At 61.9% G+C, this 14,815-nt stretch carries 19 protein-coding genes and 1 tRNA gene; 6 read left to right on the top strand and 14 right to left on the bottom strand.

The window, feature by feature from the left end; genetic code table 11:
* Positions 1 to 36: 36 nt before the first annotated feature.
* The 3 genes from NKJ28_RS21220 to NKJ28_RS21210 all read left to right on the top strand — a co-directional run bounded on the left by NKJ28_RS21220 (position 37) and on the right by NKJ28_RS21210 (position 1,479).
* Positions 37 to 113: transfer RNA gene (locus NKJ28_RS21220), tRNA-Pro, on the top strand.
* 790 nt (positions 114 to 903) lie between these two features.
* On the top strand, positions 904 to 1,137 hold the full coding sequence (locus NKJ28_RS21215; RefSeq protein ID WP_023674518.1) for a hypothetical protein: 234 nt from the start codon (positions 904 to 906) through the stop codon (positions 1,135 to 1,137).
* Positions 1,138 to 1,284: 147 nt separating this feature from the next.
* Complete coding sequence (locus NKJ28_RS21210) at positions 1,285 to 1,479, top strand: hypothetical protein (protein WP_023674517.1); 195 nt, start codon at positions 1,285 to 1,287, stop codon at positions 1,477 to 1,479.
* Between the two features lie 38 nt (positions 1,480 to 1,517).
* Here the strand turns inward: NKJ28_RS21210 and NKJ28_RS21205 are convergent, their stop codons facing one another.
* Both NKJ28_RS21205 and NKJ28_RS21200 read right to left on the bottom strand, forming a co-directional pair.
* Positions 1,518 to 1,976, bottom strand: a complete 459-nt coding sequence (locus NKJ28_RS21205) for a YbaK/EbsC family protein (RefSeq protein WP_352449319.1) — start codon at positions 1,974 to 1,976, stop codon at positions 1,518 to 1,520.
* A gap of 120 nt (positions 1,977 to 2,096) precedes the next feature.
* Positions 2,097 to 2,375: a helix-turn-helix domain-containing protein gene (locus tag NKJ28_RS21200; RefSeq protein ID WP_023674515.1), complete on the bottom strand. Its 279-nt coding sequence runs from the start codon at positions 2,373 to 2,375 to the stop codon at positions 2,097 to 2,099.
* 317 nt (positions 2,376 to 2,692) lie between these two features.
* Here NKJ28_RS21200 and NKJ28_RS21195 point away from each other — a divergent pair, with 317 nt between their 5' ends.
* Positions 2,693 to 2,884, top strand: a complete 192-nt coding sequence (locus NKJ28_RS21195) for a hypothetical protein (RefSeq protein WP_023674514.1) — start codon at positions 2,693 to 2,695, stop codon at positions 2,882 to 2,884.
* Between the two features lie 126 nt (positions 2,885 to 3,010).
* Here the strand turns inward: NKJ28_RS21195 and NKJ28_RS21190 are convergent, their stop codons facing one another.
* The 7 genes from NKJ28_RS21190 to NKJ28_RS21160 all read right to left on the bottom strand — a co-directional run bounded on the left by NKJ28_RS21190 (position 3,011) and on the right by NKJ28_RS21160 (position 7,947).
* Positions 3,011 to 3,352 (bottom strand): hypothetical protein, encoded by a 342-nt coding sequence (locus NKJ28_RS21190; RefSeq protein WP_023674512.1) that lies wholly within the window; start codon positions 3,350 to 3,352, stop codon positions 3,011 to 3,013.
* Between the two features lie 74 nt (positions 3,353 to 3,426).
* The gene (locus NKJ28_RS21185) at positions 3,427 to 3,969 is read right to left on the bottom strand and encodes a MerR family transcriptional regulator (protein ID WP_352575914.1); all 543 of its coding nucleotides are present in this window, start codon (positions 3,967 to 3,969) and stop codon (positions 3,427 to 3,429) included.
* A gap of 245 nt (positions 3,970 to 4,214) precedes the next feature.
* Positions 4,215 to 4,538: an integration host factor subunit alpha gene (locus NKJ28_RS21180; RefSeq protein ID WP_023717292.1), complete on the bottom strand. Its 324-nt coding sequence runs from the start codon at positions 4,536 to 4,538 to the stop codon at positions 4,215 to 4,217.
* Positions 4,539 to 4,643: 105 nt separating this feature from the next.
* Entirely contained in the window at positions 4,644 to 5,615 is a 972-nt protein-coding gene (locus NKJ28_RS21175) for a beta-ketoacyl-ACP synthase III (protein WP_023674509.1), read from the bottom strand.
* Between the two features lie 9 nt (positions 5,616 to 5,624).
* Positions 5,625 to 6,695, bottom strand: a complete 1,071-nt coding sequence (gene plsX, locus NKJ28_RS21170) for a phosphate acyltransferase PlsX (protein WP_352449317.1) — start codon at positions 6,693 to 6,695, stop codon at positions 5,625 to 5,627.
* Between the two features lie 123 nt (positions 6,696 to 6,818).
* A complete protein-coding gene (locus NKJ28_RS21165) occupies positions 6,819 to 7,367 on the bottom strand; it encodes a YceD family protein (RefSeq protein ID WP_352636862.1) in 549 nt (182 codons plus the stop codon).
* A 40-nt stretch (positions 7,368 to 7,407) separates the two neighbouring features.
* On the bottom strand, positions 7,408 to 7,947 hold the full coding sequence (locus NKJ28_RS21160) for a ubiquinol-cytochrome C chaperone family protein (protein WP_023674506.1): 540 nt from the start codon (positions 7,945 to 7,947) through the stop codon (positions 7,408 to 7,410).
* 114 nt (positions 7,948 to 8,061) lie between these two features.
* Here NKJ28_RS21160 and NKJ28_RS21155 point away from each other — a divergent pair, with 114 nt between their 5' ends.
* The gene (locus NKJ28_RS21155) at positions 8,062 to 8,595 is read left to right on the top strand and encodes an outer membrane protein assembly factor BamE (RefSeq protein WP_352636861.1); all 534 of its coding nucleotides are present in this window, start codon (positions 8,062 to 8,064) and stop codon (positions 8,593 to 8,595) included.
* A gap of 124 nt (positions 8,596 to 8,719) precedes the next feature.
* On the opposite strand, the gene NKJ28_RS21150 is transcribed toward NKJ28_RS21155, so the two are convergent.
* Positions 8,720 to 10,861: a sodium-translocating pyrophosphatase gene (locus tag NKJ28_RS21150; RefSeq protein ID WP_023674504.1), complete on the bottom strand. Its 2,142-nt coding sequence runs from the start codon at positions 10,859 to 10,861 to the stop codon at positions 8,720 to 8,722.
* Positions 10,862 to 11,116: 255 nt separating this feature from the next.
* The gene (locus NKJ28_RS21145; protein WP_352636860.1) at positions 11,117 to 11,617 is read right to left on the bottom strand and encodes a DUF2165 family protein; all 501 of its coding nucleotides are present in this window, start codon (positions 11,615 to 11,617) and stop codon (positions 11,117 to 11,119) included.
* 79 nt (positions 11,618 to 11,696) lie between these two features.
* On the opposite strand from NKJ28_RS21145, the gene NKJ28_RS21140 reads away from it, so the two are divergent.
* Positions 11,697 to 11,930: a hypothetical protein gene (locus tag NKJ28_RS21140; protein ID WP_023674502.1), complete on the top strand. Its 234-nt coding sequence runs from the start codon at positions 11,697 to 11,699 to the stop codon at positions 11,928 to 11,930.
* Positions 11,931 to 11,957: 27 nt separating this feature from the next.
* On the opposite strand, the gene NKJ28_RS21135 is transcribed toward NKJ28_RS21140, so the two are convergent.
* Genes NKJ28_RS21135 through NKJ28_RS21125 form a run of 3 tightly spaced genes read right to left on the bottom strand, consistent with a single transcriptional unit; the run spans position 11,958 to position 14,814 of the window.
* Positions 11,958 to 12,707 carry an ABC transporter permease gene (locus NKJ28_RS21135; RefSeq protein ID WP_352636859.1) on the bottom strand — a complete coding sequence of 250 codons (750 nt, stop codon included), beginning with the start codon at positions 12,705 to 12,707 and terminating at the stop codon, positions 11,958 to 11,960.
* Positions 12,704 to 13,642, bottom strand: coding sequence for an ABC transporter ATP-binding protein (locus NKJ28_RS21130; protein WP_023674500.1), 939 nt, complete (start codon positions 13,640 to 13,642; stop codon positions 12,704 to 12,706). The genes NKJ28_RS21135 and NKJ28_RS21130 overlap by 4 nt, the downstream gene beginning before the upstream one ends.
* On the bottom strand, positions 13,639 to 14,814 hold the full coding sequence (locus NKJ28_RS21125; protein WP_031211170.1) for an ABC transporter permease: 1,176 nt from the start codon (positions 14,812 to 14,814) through the stop codon (positions 13,639 to 13,641). The genes NKJ28_RS21130 and NKJ28_RS21125 overlap by 4 nt, the downstream gene beginning before the upstream one ends.
* Between the last annotated feature and the right edge of the window lies 1 nt (position 14,815).

Below are 14,815 nucleotides of genomic sequence, written 5' to 3'. Positions count from 1 at the left end.
CCGGACCCGGTCTATCACGATACATCGCGACCGGTCCGGAGTGTAGCGCAGCCCGGTAGCGCACTTGACTGGGGGTCAAGGGGTCGTCGGTTCGAATCCGGCCACTCCGACCATTAAAATCCAAAGGCTTAGCCAGTTTTCCCCCAAAACTGGCTGTACAGACAATAGCCGCACTGCAGCCAGCGCAACATACGCAGGCGTGATCTCATCGAGGGAACCGATCACGCATCACTCGTGCGCGAGGCACGGAGGCTGGCGTCTAGCCAGAAGCCCACCGAGAAACCGCGCGGTAACGGCTAGGTAAGCTTTGCTGCGTACGCCAACCTTTATCGTGAGCCCGTATTCCAGCTTCAACAAGAAAAGGTCCCGCCGCACATGCCAGAACGGCGGGACTCGATCAGGCGCCTTGCATCAGGCAGGGGTGACTCGGGGGTTGGGCATGCCCGGTGCGCGCGGATCGTAGTGAACCCTAGGCGCATCAGCTGCAATGCGTCCACCAACCGTCGGTTGGAAAGAACTAATTCAATCCCGACGGCTGGCCTGGCCTGAACAGGCGCGCGCTCAAGGCTCAGTTTCTTCCCGGGGAGGAGCTTTTTGGTCAGGACAATCAGGATAGGGCAATTCTTCACACGGAGAGGGCCTGTCGCCAACGCTGCCATAATGTTCCGCGAGTTTTGCGAAACCGTAGGCGAAGGCGAAAAGAAGCGCGAGGACAACCGCTATTCGGACGGCCATACCGTATTGTAGCAGGATCCTCCCATTGGAGCGCGCGGCGTTTTGGTACGTTTGAATGTTGAGTTCGAAAAAGGTTGGCTGTAGTTGAATTGCCGTCGTCCGCAGTTGTAAGGGCGAGCGGACGCTTCGAAGATGCCACGCGCTTTCGCCCTGTCCGGGAGAGATGCAATGTCGCTTCAAGGGGTTGCCTGTCCTGCCGATCTGACCATGTTGACCAAGGCACTCGATGCCCGATGCCGTGAACTAGGCCTCGCTGATGGAGATCCAGGCAGAGAACTGCTCGGCCGCAGGGTGATGGATTTATTTGAAAGTGGTCAGCTCAGCGCCGAAGATTTGAGACTGGCTCTGAGCGGCGAGATCTTTAACGCCAAAAATCGTCCGGCCGGAGCCAGTGGGCTTTGATACGGCAAGCGGCTATCCGCGCAACCATTTGAATTACTGGCCCAGCGTCGGCTTCCGTGTGCGCAGGAGCGCGTGTGAACAAATGTGATTTTGCGGTCGGTGCCAGACGGGCTAACTTTACCCATCGAACGAAAGAGGAGAATGATCATGAAGACATTCCTCGCAATAGCCGCGGCACTGACCATGTCCATATCAGCTGCCTCTGCGGATTGCCCCGCGCATTCCAAGGTCCAGGCATCGGTCGACACGCAGACGAAGACAGCAAGCGTCGAGAAGGCCGATATGTCGACTGTCACGGACGCTCAGACGATCAAAAAAGAAGAGCCACAGAAGACCGAGTAGCGGTAACGCTCAGCGGATCCCACGACCCGGATAAATGGCTACTGGCACACATCCACCCACTCGGCGTCGACGAGTTCGGCCAGGCGTTGCGGGCTGAGCCGTACGGCGGCATTCGTCGCGCCTGCCGCCGGGACGACCTCGTCAAAGGCGCGCAGCGAGATGTCGCAGTAGACCGGGAGCGGCGCCGGTAGGCCGAACGGGCACACCCCACCGACGGGATGATCGGTCGCGGCGAGCACCTGCTCGGCGTCCAGCATTCGCGCCTTGCCACCAAACCGGTCCTTGAATTTGCGATTGTCCAGCCTAGAGATCCCGCTGGCCACGATCAGCATCGTCTGGTCGCCGGCGCGCAAGCAGATCGTCTTGGCAATCTGCGCCGGCGCTACGCCATGCGCTTCGGCGGCCAAAGGCACCGTCGCCGAGCTTGCCTCCGTGACGATGACATCAATGTCGGGCGCGTGTGCGGCGAAAAAGGCGCGAACGGATTCGAGGCTCATCTCCGGCAATTTCCGTCTGGCGTCGCCGTGGCGGCCGGCAAGTCCACTACGTGGCCGTAAAAAACGAAGCCCGCCAGGGCGACCCATGGCGAGCTCGTGGAATAAAAGCATGACACGTCGCTACGACACGGATCGCCTTTTGGCAGGCAACACGGCTTCGTCAAACAGAGCGCTTTCCGGAAGTTGAAGCGCGGAGGCAATACGCCGACGTTTCGAGGGATCGGCATCCTTGCCGCTTTCAATGTCGGCAATCTCATAGGCTGCCAGCCCGCACGCCAGGGACAGCTCTTCGATGCTGTATCCACGGGCTTCCCGGGCGGTTCGGACGGCACTGCGTTCAGGCGTAACCGCGCTCGCCGCCAGTTCGGAGTAAGGTTCGCGTTTTGCTATTTGGGGCATTGGCAACTCCGTGGGATGAAAGAGTTAGATCAAATCATGTTGTTGCCTGAGACGATCGGGAGAATGCCCGCTCGCCGGTGATTTGCCAAGCATCAAAGATAGCGTCACGGCATCGTGAACCGACGCCGGAATGAATGGCGGATGCCGGCGCGCCGACATCTGGCCGGTTCGTCAGCAGACACAGTTCGGAAACAAAATTCTACAGGCCGGAAAAACTGCCGAAAAACTCCAAGGCGATAGTCCCAACCGCAGCGCTCGAGTCACCGACCTGAATCAGTGACGCTCAAATTCCGCCTGCGCAAAAAGGAAACGATGTCATGAAGAAGCCTCTTCTCTCCGCCCTTGGACTTGCAATCGCACTTGCCCTCTCGATGCCGATCATCGGCGCAAGCAGCGCGAATGCAACGACGATGCACACCACCGTCAAGAAGCATCACCGCCATCACTACCATCACCGCGTCCACCACTACCGCCACCATCACAAGAAGGTTGTCGCGAAGAAGTACTGAAAACACCCTCGGGCGAACAACCCGCAATCAGGCGTTCTGGTGCTTGATCAAGGGCGGCGCGCTTGCCGGGCTTTCCGTGTCGGCGAAAAATGGCGGCGGTCCGCTGACCACCGCCATTTGCTTATCTCAACGTGCCGATCTTGAACGCGCTCGCGGTGCTTGTTGCTGCCGGCCGCCGAGGAACAGACTGGCGACGAGCCCGACCAGAACCAGCCCGACAGCGGCCGCCGTCGCCGGGTGATCTCGGGCGGTCTTCTCGATCGCCCGGCCTTGCCTTCTGATTGCCGGCAAGGCGTCGCCGAGGCGCTCAGTGATATCCGAATAATAATCCGACGCGGTATCGCGCCCGTCTTCGTAAAAGGCGCCGCCCCGCTTTAACACGGCTTTCTTCAAGGTGGCCAGTTCCCTGGTCAGGGCCGCGACCTGTTTGTCCAGATCGGTGTCGGAGATGCTCGAAAGCGATGCCATGACGTGCTTCCTTCATCTGTAGAAGGAAGCCTAACGCATGACCCTGAAGACCGTTCCGGTCAGCCCGGCGGGCTCTAGCGAACCTGATCGAGCAGGCGCTTGCATTCCAGCAGGTCGAACAGCGCCTCCTGCAGCAATGCGCGATTGTCACGGGAAAGTTTTGACGTGTCCGGCGGAACCGGACCTTCCTCGTCGGTCTTGCCTATACCGAAAAAACGACGGCTGGGTTTCACCCTCGGCTGGCCAACCAGCATTTCGTCGTCCGTGCCGCGCGGCTGCGCCGCTTGCGTCAGCGGTACCGTGTCGGCCTGCCGGCGCTGCGAGATCGCCTCGACCGCCGCCATGTCGCCACTGCCGACGGCGATCAGAAACTGGTTGCCGTTCTCGCGCAACAGCTTCTGCACGCCCTTGATCGTATAGCCCTGGTCGTAGAGCATATGACGAATACCCTTGATCAGTTCGACGTCCTGCGGACGGTAGTAGCGGCGGCCGCCGCCGCGCTTCATCGGCTTGATCTGGTTGAAACGCGTCTCCCAGAAGCGCAGCACGTGCTGCGGCAAATCCAGATCCTCCGCGACCTCGCTGATGGTGCGGAAAGCATCAGGGCTCTTGTCCATGGGCGAATCCTCACGCTAGAGCATGATCGCGAAAGGCGGGAACCGGGTTCGGGCGACATCACGCTTAACAAGGAGAGCAGCTTTCCGTCCCGCCGGAACGGATCACACCCAAATACCGATCCGGCGTACCGAATCGCATCTTATTTCAGCGGTTTATGAAACAATATTCAAGCCCGGCGCAAAAGCAGGGTTCGCTTTTCAACCGAAGCCTGGAGCATGATTCTTGGCAAAGGGGGATTGGGCGGCTACTTGCTGCCCTTGGCTTTGCTGTTTTGATGGGAGCGCAGGATACGATTCTTCAGCACGTTCGACGACTTGAAGGTCATCACCCGGCGCGGCAGGATCGGCACTTCCTCACCGGTCTTGGGATTGCGCCCGATGCGCTCGTTTTTGGAGCGCACGTGGAAGGTCGCGAAGGACGACAGCTTCACCGTCTCGCCGCGAACGATCGCCTCGCAGATCTCATTCAGCACCGCCTCGACAAGCTCGGCCGATTCAGTACGCGACAGCCCAACCTTGCGGTAAACGGCTTCGGCGAGGTCGGCGCGCGTAAGTGTCTTTCCCCCCATACGAACCGTCCCATCAGCTCAAAAACATAAATCGATACAAGCAACGGCAGAACCTAAGTAATTGATCCGTCAAGGTCAAGGGACCCGAACCCGATAGTTCGGCACTTACCAGCGGAGCAGGACGGCACCCCAGGTGAAGCCGCCGCCCATCGCCTCGAGCAGTACCAGGTCACCCTTTTTGATGCGACCGTCGGCGACGGCTGCGGACAGTGCCAGCGGCACGGAAGCCGCCGAGGTATTACCGTGCAAATCGACGGTCACCACCACCTTCCGCTCCTCTATCCCGAGCTTTTTGGCCGAAGCGTCAATAATTCGTTTATTGGCTTGATGCGGCACGAACCAGTCGAGATCGGCGGCGCCGATGCCGGCCTGTGCGAACGTCGCCTCGATGACGTCGGTGATCATGCCGACCGCATGCTTGAACACTTCGCGGCCTTCCATCCTGAGGTGCCCGACCGTTCCGGTGGTCGACGGCCCACCGTCGACAAAAAGCTTGTCCTTATGGATGCCGTCGGAGCGCAGGCTGGCCGCCAGAACGCCTCGGTCGGCGATGCCGCCTGCCCCCGTGCCTGCTTCCAGCACCATCGCGCCGGCGCCGTCGCCGAACAAAACGCAGGTCGAGCGGTCGTTCCAGTCGAGAATACGCGAAAATGTTTCCGAGCCGATCACCAATACCCGTCTGGCCAAGCCGCCGCGGATATAGAGGTCGGCGGTCGTCACTGCATAGACGAAGCCGGAGCAGACCGCCTGCAGGTCGAAGGCAAAACCGTGGTGCATGCCGAGCCGATTCTGGATCTCGACCGCGGTCGCGGGAAAGGTGTTGTTGGGCGTCGAGGTCGCCAGCACGATCAGGTCGATGTCGTCAGCCGTCAGGCCGGCGCTGTCGAGGGCTGCGCGCGCTGCCGCCTCGCCCAGCGAGGCCGTCGTCTCGTCGTCGGCCGCAATGTGGCGCTGGCGAATGCCGGTGCGCTGGACGATCCACTCGTCCGACGTCTCGACCATGCCTTCGAAATCGGCATTCTTCATAATGCGGCGGGGCAGCGCGGCGCCCGTGCCGCGCACGACTGATCTGATCAATGCTCTTTCCTATTCCTTTGCGTCGATGACGACGTCGGATTTCCGGATTGTCTGGGCATTCGGATTGCGGGCATGGAACAGGTCGAGATCGGCTTCGATGCGGTCAAGCAGATTGTTGCGCACCATGTCGTAGCCAAGCTCGATCGCCGCCGCGAAGCCATCCGAATCAGCCCCGCCATGGCTTTTCACCACGATGCCGTTCAATCCGAGGAAGACGCCGCCATTGGAGCGGCCGACATCCATCTTCTCGCGCAGGCGATCGAAGGCGGTCTTGGCGAAGATATAGCCGATCCTGGCCATCAGCGTCCGGTTCATCGCCGCGCGCAGATAGCCGGCGATCTGCCTGACGGTGCCTTCCGCCGTCTTCAGCGCGATGTTGCCGGCAAATCCTTCGGTAACGACGACGTCGACACTGCCCTTGCCGATGTCGTCACCCTCGACAAAGCCGTGGTAGTTCATCGAGGCCATGTTGGCCTCGCGCAACATACGACCCGCCTCCTTGACCTCTTCCTGGCCCTTGATCTCCTCGACGCCGACATTGAGCAGGCCGACGCTCGGCCGTTCGATGCCGAAAACCGAGCGCGCCATGCCGGTGCCCAGAATGGCAAAATCAACCAGTTGATGCGCATCCGCGCCAATGGTGGCGCCGACGTCCAGCACCACGCTCTCGCCGCGCAATGTCGGCCAGAGCGCCGCGATTGCCGGGCGATCGATGGTCGCCATGGTGCGAAGGCAGAATCTGGACATTGCCATCAGCGCGCCGGTATTGCCGGCCGAGATGCAGGCGTCGGCAGTGCCTGCCTTGACCGCCTCGACGGCCTTCCACATCGATGACTTCCAGCGGCCATGGCGCAGCGCCTGGCTCGGCTTGTCGTCCATCCGCACTGCGATCTCGCAGTGGATGAACTCGCTCACTTCCGCCAGCTTGGGGAATTTGGCGAGTTCGGGCCGTACCACTTCTTCGCGCCCATAAATGACGAAGCGTATATCCGGACGGCGGGTGGCGACAGTCATGAGCGCCGGGATGACCACGCTTGGCCCGTGATCGCCGCCCATGGCATCGATGGAAATCCTGATCACGCGGTGTTCATCTCACGGTTGCTTGGCCAGCGGGCTTGCCAAGGTGCGGGGCTCGCGAAGGTTCGGCGAAAATAACGGTTTTGGGCTGCCGCACAACCAACTTTTCTCAAATTGGGTCAGCTATCAGGATTTTCCCAACACTGATCTGAGCTTTTGCTGGAATTCATTCTCCACAGGCTCGGCATCGCCGGCGGCCTGCAGCGATACACCCGGCTTGCGCGGATATGGATCGATCGCCAAGCCAAAGAACTGCTCGGCAAGCGCCCCGACGTCGATCGCATCGCCGGAAAAGGTTTCCGGGCTGTCCGGGCCTTCGGCGTCGAGCAGGATCTCACCGCCGCCGTCGAAACCTTGCCGCCCGAGCTTGGATTGCTCCGGCAGGAACAGCGCTTCGACCGGCTCATCGATATGCGCCTCGACCGGGTCGAGGGTGACGATGCAGGCCTGCGTTATATCGGCCTCGACATGACCGCTGACTTTCACGCCGTTGCGCTTCCAGGGCTCGACCAGGAGTTCGGCGCGATAGTTCTCGACCGAAAGCAGCTCGTGCTCGACGGCCAGCAGGGCGCGCTGCCCAGCGTCGGCATCGATGACCACCGGCAGCCCCTTTTGCGGCAGCCGGGCGACATTTGCCAGGAATGACACTGGGCTGTGGGTATCAGGGTGTTTCATCTTCGCCTCCACTTCGCCACCTTCATCGGCCAGCCGTCGCTCAAGCGTTGGCCACGGGAAATGCCACCGTTCCGGAAACGATCGATTCGGTCGGCTGTTCCGCGAGTTGCCTTGATGCATCGGCGGCATAGAGTGCCAGTTGCGACGCTTGCGGCCAGGCGCCGGCATCCGGCCTGACATTGCGGGCAAGGGCGGCGGCGAGTGCATCATGGTCATTTCGTTGCAGCGCATCATCATAGGCGGCGGTACGGCCATAGAACATCTTCGCCAGTTTCCGCATTCGCTTCGGCACACCGACGTCGCCAATGCCCAATTCACGCAACGAATGTTCGACATCCATGAAGAACTCGTCGATCAGCACCTGCGCAACCTCTGCCGCAGCACCGCCCTCGCCGCGCAACCGGTGCTGGAACAGGAACATGTGCAACGACAGCATCTCGAAGCGGCCGAGCGGCGTGTCCGGGACGTTCCAGGCGGAATAAAACACCGTTTGCCGCGCCGCCGCCACGATTTGTGCGTAAAGCGCCTCGGTGATGGCGCGGTTGGCATGTCGTTCGCGGCCAAAGAGGCGCTGGAACATTTGAGGGTGGTCTCCCGGGACCGTTTGTTGAAGTGGCCTTGTTGCATCGGCAAGCAAGCTGGTTTACCGGTTTTGCGGCCCAGCGCAAGTTGCGGCCAGCTTATGGAGTTGTAGTTGCGCGCGCTGAAATTCAAGTCGACTTTCCTGCCCAGGCCCGGCGGTGCGGTTTCGCTGCTGGTGATCGCTGCGGCGCTTTCCGCCTGCAATTCGTCCAAGATGATCGGCGATCTCAATCCGAGCGAGACGCTGACGCAAGGCTACGTCATCGACCAGCAGGCGATCGACCTGGTGCCGGTCGGCTCAAGCCGCGAACAGGTGCTGCTGGCGCTCGGCACTCCCTCGACGAAGGCGACCTTCGATAACGAGGCCTTTTATTACATTTCTCAGACGCGCAAGCGCTATGTCGCCTTCGACAAGCCGCGGCTGGTCGACCAACATGTGCTGGCGGTCTATTTTGGCGATGACGGGCGCGTCACCCAGATCGCCAATTACGGCTTGAAGGACGGCAAGGTGTTCGACTTCATCTCGCGCACCACGCCGACCGCCGGCAAGGACCAGAACTTCCTCAGCCAGATCATCAGTGGCGCCAGCAAGCTGGCGCCTGGTGTTCCCGGCGCCAGCGGCGGCAGCACGCTCGGCGGCACCTGATCCACCCGAGGGTGTCGGCTTCCTTCCGTTCCTTTCGCTTCCCTGTAAGCGGCATATCTCAGGCAATGAAAAACCCGCGGGAGCGATCCCGCGGGTTTTTGTCTTAAGGCCATAGCGACCGAGCTTAGCCGTGCGCGAGAACGGCCAGCAACAGCAGCGCGACGATGTTGGTGATCTTGATCGCCGGGTTGACCGCTGGGCCGGCAGTATCCTTGTAGGGATCGCCGACCGTGTCGCCGGTCACCGAAGCCTTGTGCGCTTCGGAGCCCTTGAGGTGCTTGAGGCCGTCCTTGTCGACGAAACCGTCTTCGAACGACTTCTTGGCGTTGTCCCAGGCGCCGCCGCCGGAGGTCATCGAGATGGCAACGAACAGGCCGTTGACGATGACGCCGAGCAGCGAGGCGCCGAGCGCGGCAAAGGCGGATGCCTTCGAACCGGAGATCAGGAGGACGCCGAAATAAACCACCAGCGGCGCCAGCACCGGCAGCAATGATGGAACGATCATCTCCCGGATCGCTGCCTTGGTCAGAAGGTCGACGGCGCGCGCATAGTTCGGCTTCGAGGTGCCGGCCATGATGCCCGGATCCTCGCGGAACTGCTTGCGCACCTCCTGGACGATAGCACCCGCGGCGCGGCCCACGGCGGTCATGGCGATGCCGCCGAACAGATACGGGATCAGGCCACCGAAGATCAGGCCGGCGACGACGTAAGGATTGGAGAGGTCGAAGGAGACGTCGCCCATGCCCTGGAAGTACGGGTATTTGTCGCCATTGGCGGCAAAGAACTTCAGGTCGTTAGAGTAGGCCGCGAACAGCACCAGCGCGCCGAGGCCGGCCGAGCCGATGGCGTAGCCCTTGGTTACCGCCTTGGTGGTGTTGCCGACAGCGTCAAGCGCGTCGGTTGACTGGCGCACTTCCTTGGGCAGGCCGGCCATTTCGGCAATGCCGCCGGCATTGTCGGTGACCGGGCCGAAGGCATCGAGCGCGACGATCATGCCGGCGAGGCCAAGCATCGTCGTCACCGCGATCGCCGTGCCATAGAGACCGGCGAGCTGGTATGTCGAGATGATGCCGCCGACGATGACGATCGCCGGCAACGCCGTCGCTTCCAGCGAGACCGCGAGGCCCTGGATGACGTTGGTGCCGTGACCGGTGACCGAGGCCTGGGCGATGGAGTTCACCGGACGCTTGCTGGTGCCGGTATAGTATTCGGTGATCACCACGATGAGGCCGGTCACCACAAGGCCGACCAGGCCGCAGATGAACAGGTTCGTGCCGGTGATGGCCATGCCGGCGACAGTACCGATCTCACCCCAGCCGATGCATGCCGAAGTGGCGACGGCAAGGCCGACAATCGACAGCAAGCCGGTGACGATAAGGCCCTTGTAGAGCGCGCCCATGATCGAGCCGCTGGAACCGAGCTTGACGAAGAAGGTGCCGACGATCGAGGTGAGGATGCAGGCGCCGCAGATGGCCAGCGGATAGAGCATGGCCGCGCCGAGAACGGCGGTGCCACCGAAGAAGATGGCGGCGAGGACCATGGTGGCGACGACGGTCACCGCATAGGTCTCGAACAGGTCGGCGGCCATGCCGGCGCAATCGCCGACATTGTCGCCGACATTGTCGGCGATGGTGGCCGGATTGCGTGGATCGTCTTCGGGAATGCCGGCTTCAACCTTGCCGACGAGATCGCCGCCGACGTCGGCGCCCTTGGTGAAGATGCCGCCGCCGAGACGGGCGAAGATCGAGATCAGCGAGGCGCCGAAGCCGAGCGAAACAAGCGAGTCGATGACGACGCGATCGTCGGGCTGCAGACCCATGAACTGGGTCAGGATCAGGTAGTAGATCGAGACGCCGAGCAGGGCCAGGCCAGCAACCAGCATGCCAGTGATGGCGCCCGACTTGAAGGCGATCTCGAGGCCGGCAGCGAGGCTGTTGGAAGCCGCCTGCGCGGTGCGCACATTGGCGCGCACCGAGACGTGCATACCGATGAAGCCAGCGGCGCCCGATAGAACGGCGCCGATCAGGAAGCCGATGGCGGCGGTGATCGAAAGCAGCCACCAGGCGAGCAGCAGGACCACGACGCCGACGATGGCGATAGTGGTGTACTGGCGCGCCAGATAGGCCTGCGCGCCTTCGCGGATGGCCGCGGAAATTTCCTGCATGCGTGCATTGCCCTGATCGGCCGCGAGGACCGAACGTGTCGCCCAGATGGCGTAAAGGACTGAAAGCAGACCGCAGGCGATGACAGCTGAAAGTATGGTCATTGCCGAATTTTCCTCGATTGGTGGCCCAAAAGAACCCCTCCCCGGGCCGTTGAGACAGGGGACGAATTTTCCGCAACCGGAATCCGTCCCTTCGCAGCGGCTTATGCGAAACAGGGCTCGGAACGTCAAGATATTGTTCCGTTCCTGTCCGGCTTTCGCCCAAAAGATCCCGGGTTTCGTCCAAAAGGCTGGACGGCAGTGTGCGCCTGTCGACACTGCCATCCGGTTAGATCGGTTGAAATCGACGAACGGCGGTCAGGCTTTACGCGGGTCGCCGTCCGGCTGGACGACGAAGACCAGCACCACCAGCATGGTCATGTAGAATTTGAACGCCGCCTCCTGACCATTCCAAATCGAAGACTGCCACATGGCGAACCACTCGCCGCCAACGACCATGAAGCCGAAATACCAAACAAGGAAACCCATGGTGGCGGCTATGATGACGAACTTCTTGGCATCGTTGAATGCCTGTCCGCTGGCTTTGCGCGCCTGCCAGAGTTGCCAGGCGGCGATTAGGTAAAGCAGGCAGGTCAGCGCCTCGCCAATGATGATCAGCCAGTAGCCAGCCGTCCACAGCGACGGGTTGGTGATCGAGCGGTACATCAGTGCATTGCCGGGAAAGGTCGTGTCCATGCTCAGCACATGCTGGACAAAGACGAAGTTTGAGCCGTAATCGGTGATGTTGCCGAAGGCGACGAGGAAGGCGAAAGCCGCCAGACACAAACACATGACGATCTTGGAGAAACGCGCGGTCATGGCAAGAACTCCTGCTGAAAGATCGGGGCATCGCACTCATCAATCGCCGAGTCCCGAAGATCGCGCAACGGGTGGGCCAGTGATCATCGTGCTCACAGCCATTGCGAGACATTATGCCGGCAAGCAAGATATTGCCGAGACTGTCGAAGCCCTCGATCTCGACAGTGATTGCGCGGTGGGCGACTTGGTCTCTGTGGTTAGAGCCGACACACAGCACGATTTCGCCATCATCCGCCGCCGCTGGATCACCGGCGAGACGGGCACAACGCTGGAACTGACGCTCGATCATCCGACGCGGTCGACCGGCCACTGAAAAAAGAGCGAACTTCGCCCCGAGACGCTACTCGGGCTCGCGTCCCATGCGCCGGGCGGTATAGCGCTCGACCGCCGACAGCCCGTCATAGATCAGCACGGCAAGGGCGGCGACGATCAGGCCACCCTGCAGGATGAAGGCGAGGTTGTTCGACAGCAGGCCTGCGATGATCACCTCGCCCAGTGTCCTCGCCGCTACCGTCGAGCCGATGGTCGCGGTGGCAAGGCTGATCACCACCGACAGCCGGATACCACCGAGAATGATCGGCGCGCTGAGCGGCAGCTCGACCTTGACCAGTCTTTGCCAGCCGGTCATGCCGGCGCCACGCGCCGCCTCGACTACGTTGGCCGGCAGCGTCGTCAGGCCGGTCAGCGCATTCTCAAAGATCGGCAGCAGTCCGTAGAGAAACAGCGCAATCAGCGTCGGCTTTTCGCCGAAGCCGACCGCCGGCACGGCAAGCGCCAGCACCGCCACCGGCGGAAAGGTCTGGCCTATATTGACCAGACTGCGCGACAGCGGCAGGAATTCGGCGCCGGCTGGCCTGGTGACCAGAATGGCGAGCGCGACCGCAACGATCGTCGCGGCAACCGTCGCGATCAGCACGGTCCGCAGATGCAGCAGCGTCAACGTCAAAAGGCTGCCCTGATTGTAGATTACCGGCGCGTTGTTCTCTGTCAGCGGCTTCAGCAGCGGTTCGAACCAGCCGGGATTGGCGACGAAGGCAATAAGCACTACTACCAAGGCCAGCCTGAGCAGCGACGGAAGCCAGGCTTTCATGCCGGCCTCGCCGCGCGCTTAACCAGCCCGTCTACAGTGACGCGGCCAAGCGATTTGCCGTCAGAATCTTTCACCGGAAGTGCCGGGCGGCCCGACCACAGGAGTTCGGCCAACGCGTCGCGTTGGCTGGCGTCACCGGGGATCGCCTCGCCTTCGGCCGTGCCTTTTTCCACCGCGTCGCGCACCCGGCCAAGCGACAACAGCCGGAACGGTTTTTCGCTGGCGCCAACCAGGGTCTCGACAAACGCGCTGGCCGGTTTCGCCAGTATCTCGGCCGGCGCGGCATATTGCACTACTTTGCCGCCATCCATCACCGCGATCTTGTCGCCCATGTGAACGGCCTCTTCCATGTCATGGGTGACTAGGATGATGGTGGTGCCGAAGCGTTTCTGGATCGCCAGCAGATCCTCCTGCGCCTTGTTGCGGATGATCGGATCGAGCGCACCGAACGGCTCATCCATCAACAGCACGTTGGGTTCCGCGGCAAGCGCCCGGGCGACGCCGACGCGCTGCTGCTGACCGCCGGAAAGCTCATGCGGATAGCGTGGCCCGTAGGCTTGCGGGTCGAGCTGGTATAGCGTCATCAGCTCGTCGACGCGGGCCTTGATGCGGTTGGCGCCCCAGCCGAGCAATACCGGCACAGTGGCGATGTTCTGCGCCACCGTGCGATGCGGAAACAGGCCGTGGCCCTGGATGGCATAGCCGATGCTGCGACGCAGCTCATAATCCGGGACCGAGCGGTTATCGACGCCGTCGAGCTTGATCACGCCCGATGTCGGCTCGACCAGCCGGTTGATCATGCGAAGCAGCGTCGTCTTGCCGGAGCCGGAGGTGCCGACGATGACGGCGATGCTGCGCGGCTCGATTACTATCGACACGTCGTCGACGACTGTCGTCTCGCCGTAGCGCTTGGTGATGCCTTCGATCTCGATCATGCCGTTTCAACCCTGCGCTTGCTGGCGCTCATTTCGATCACTGCATCGAGGATGATGGCAGCGGCGAAGGCCAGCACCACCGTGGGAACAGCACCGAGCAGCACCAGGTCCATCGCCGTCTGGCCGACCCCCTGGAATACGAACACGCCAAAGCCGCCGCCGCCGATCAACGCGGCAATCGTGGCGAGGCCGATATTCTGCACCAGCACGATGCGGATGCCGGTGAGGATCACCGGGAAAGCCAGCGGAAACTCGACGCCGAACAGCCGCTGGCGGTCGGTCATGCCCATGCCGCGCGCTGCGTCGTTGGCGGCACGCGGCACACCGGCGAGGCCGACCACGGTGTTGGCCACTACCGGCAGCAGTGAATAGAGGAACAAAGCGACGAAAGCCGGCGCCGTGCCGATGCCGCGAATGCCGAGCGCGGCAGCTCCCGGCACATGCGAAGCGACCCAGCCGAGCGGTGCAATCAAGAGGCCGAACAGCGCAATCGAAGGAATGGTCTGGATGATGTTCAGCACGTTGAGCACACCGGCCCGCAATTTCTCGACGCGGTGGCAGAGGATGCCGAGCGGCAGGCCGATAATCACCGCTGCCGCCAGCGAACCCAGCGCCAGCGTCACGTGCTTGGAGCCTTCCGCCCAAAAACTATCGGCGCGATTGAAATATTCCTTGAGGATCGACAGGCTATTCCAGCTTCCCGAGACGAGCAGCAGCCCGATCGCCGCTGCGGCGGCAACAAGCACGCCGATCCGTGCCTGAGGCGACAGGTTCAGCCTAGTAAGCACGTCGGCGAGCAGAAGCGTGAAGGCGAAGATAAGCAGCCAAAAGCCCGAAGCCGGCGAGATACGGGCGAAGGTGTTGCCGGCAGGTGTCAGGAAACTGCCGGCGACGCCGATCAGCAGCGCCAGCGCTGCAAGCGCAACCACACTGGCGGCGAGGCGCAGAACAAGCGGCGTTTTCAGCAGCGCAATGAGCGCCGCTGCGACGACAATCGCCATCAACAGCGGACCGACCATCGCAGGCAAAGATTCGAGGATCGAGCGCGCCTCGCCGGGTACGATGCGATTGGCGCGGAACGTGGCGAATGGTGCCGCAAAAGCCGCATAGGCTGATATCGCCGCGATGACCACGCCGAGCTTGTCGAACCGGATGCGCACGCCCTCCCCCATC

Origin of the sequence: Mesorhizobium sp. M0145, from assembly GCF_040322355.1 — a bacterium.
GTDB lineage: Bacteria > Pseudomonadota > Alphaproteobacteria > Rhizobiales > Rhizobiaceae > Mesorhizobium.
The sequence above is the reverse complement of the archived record's forward strand: the minus strand, read 5'-3'. Positions and strand labels throughout refer to the sequence as shown.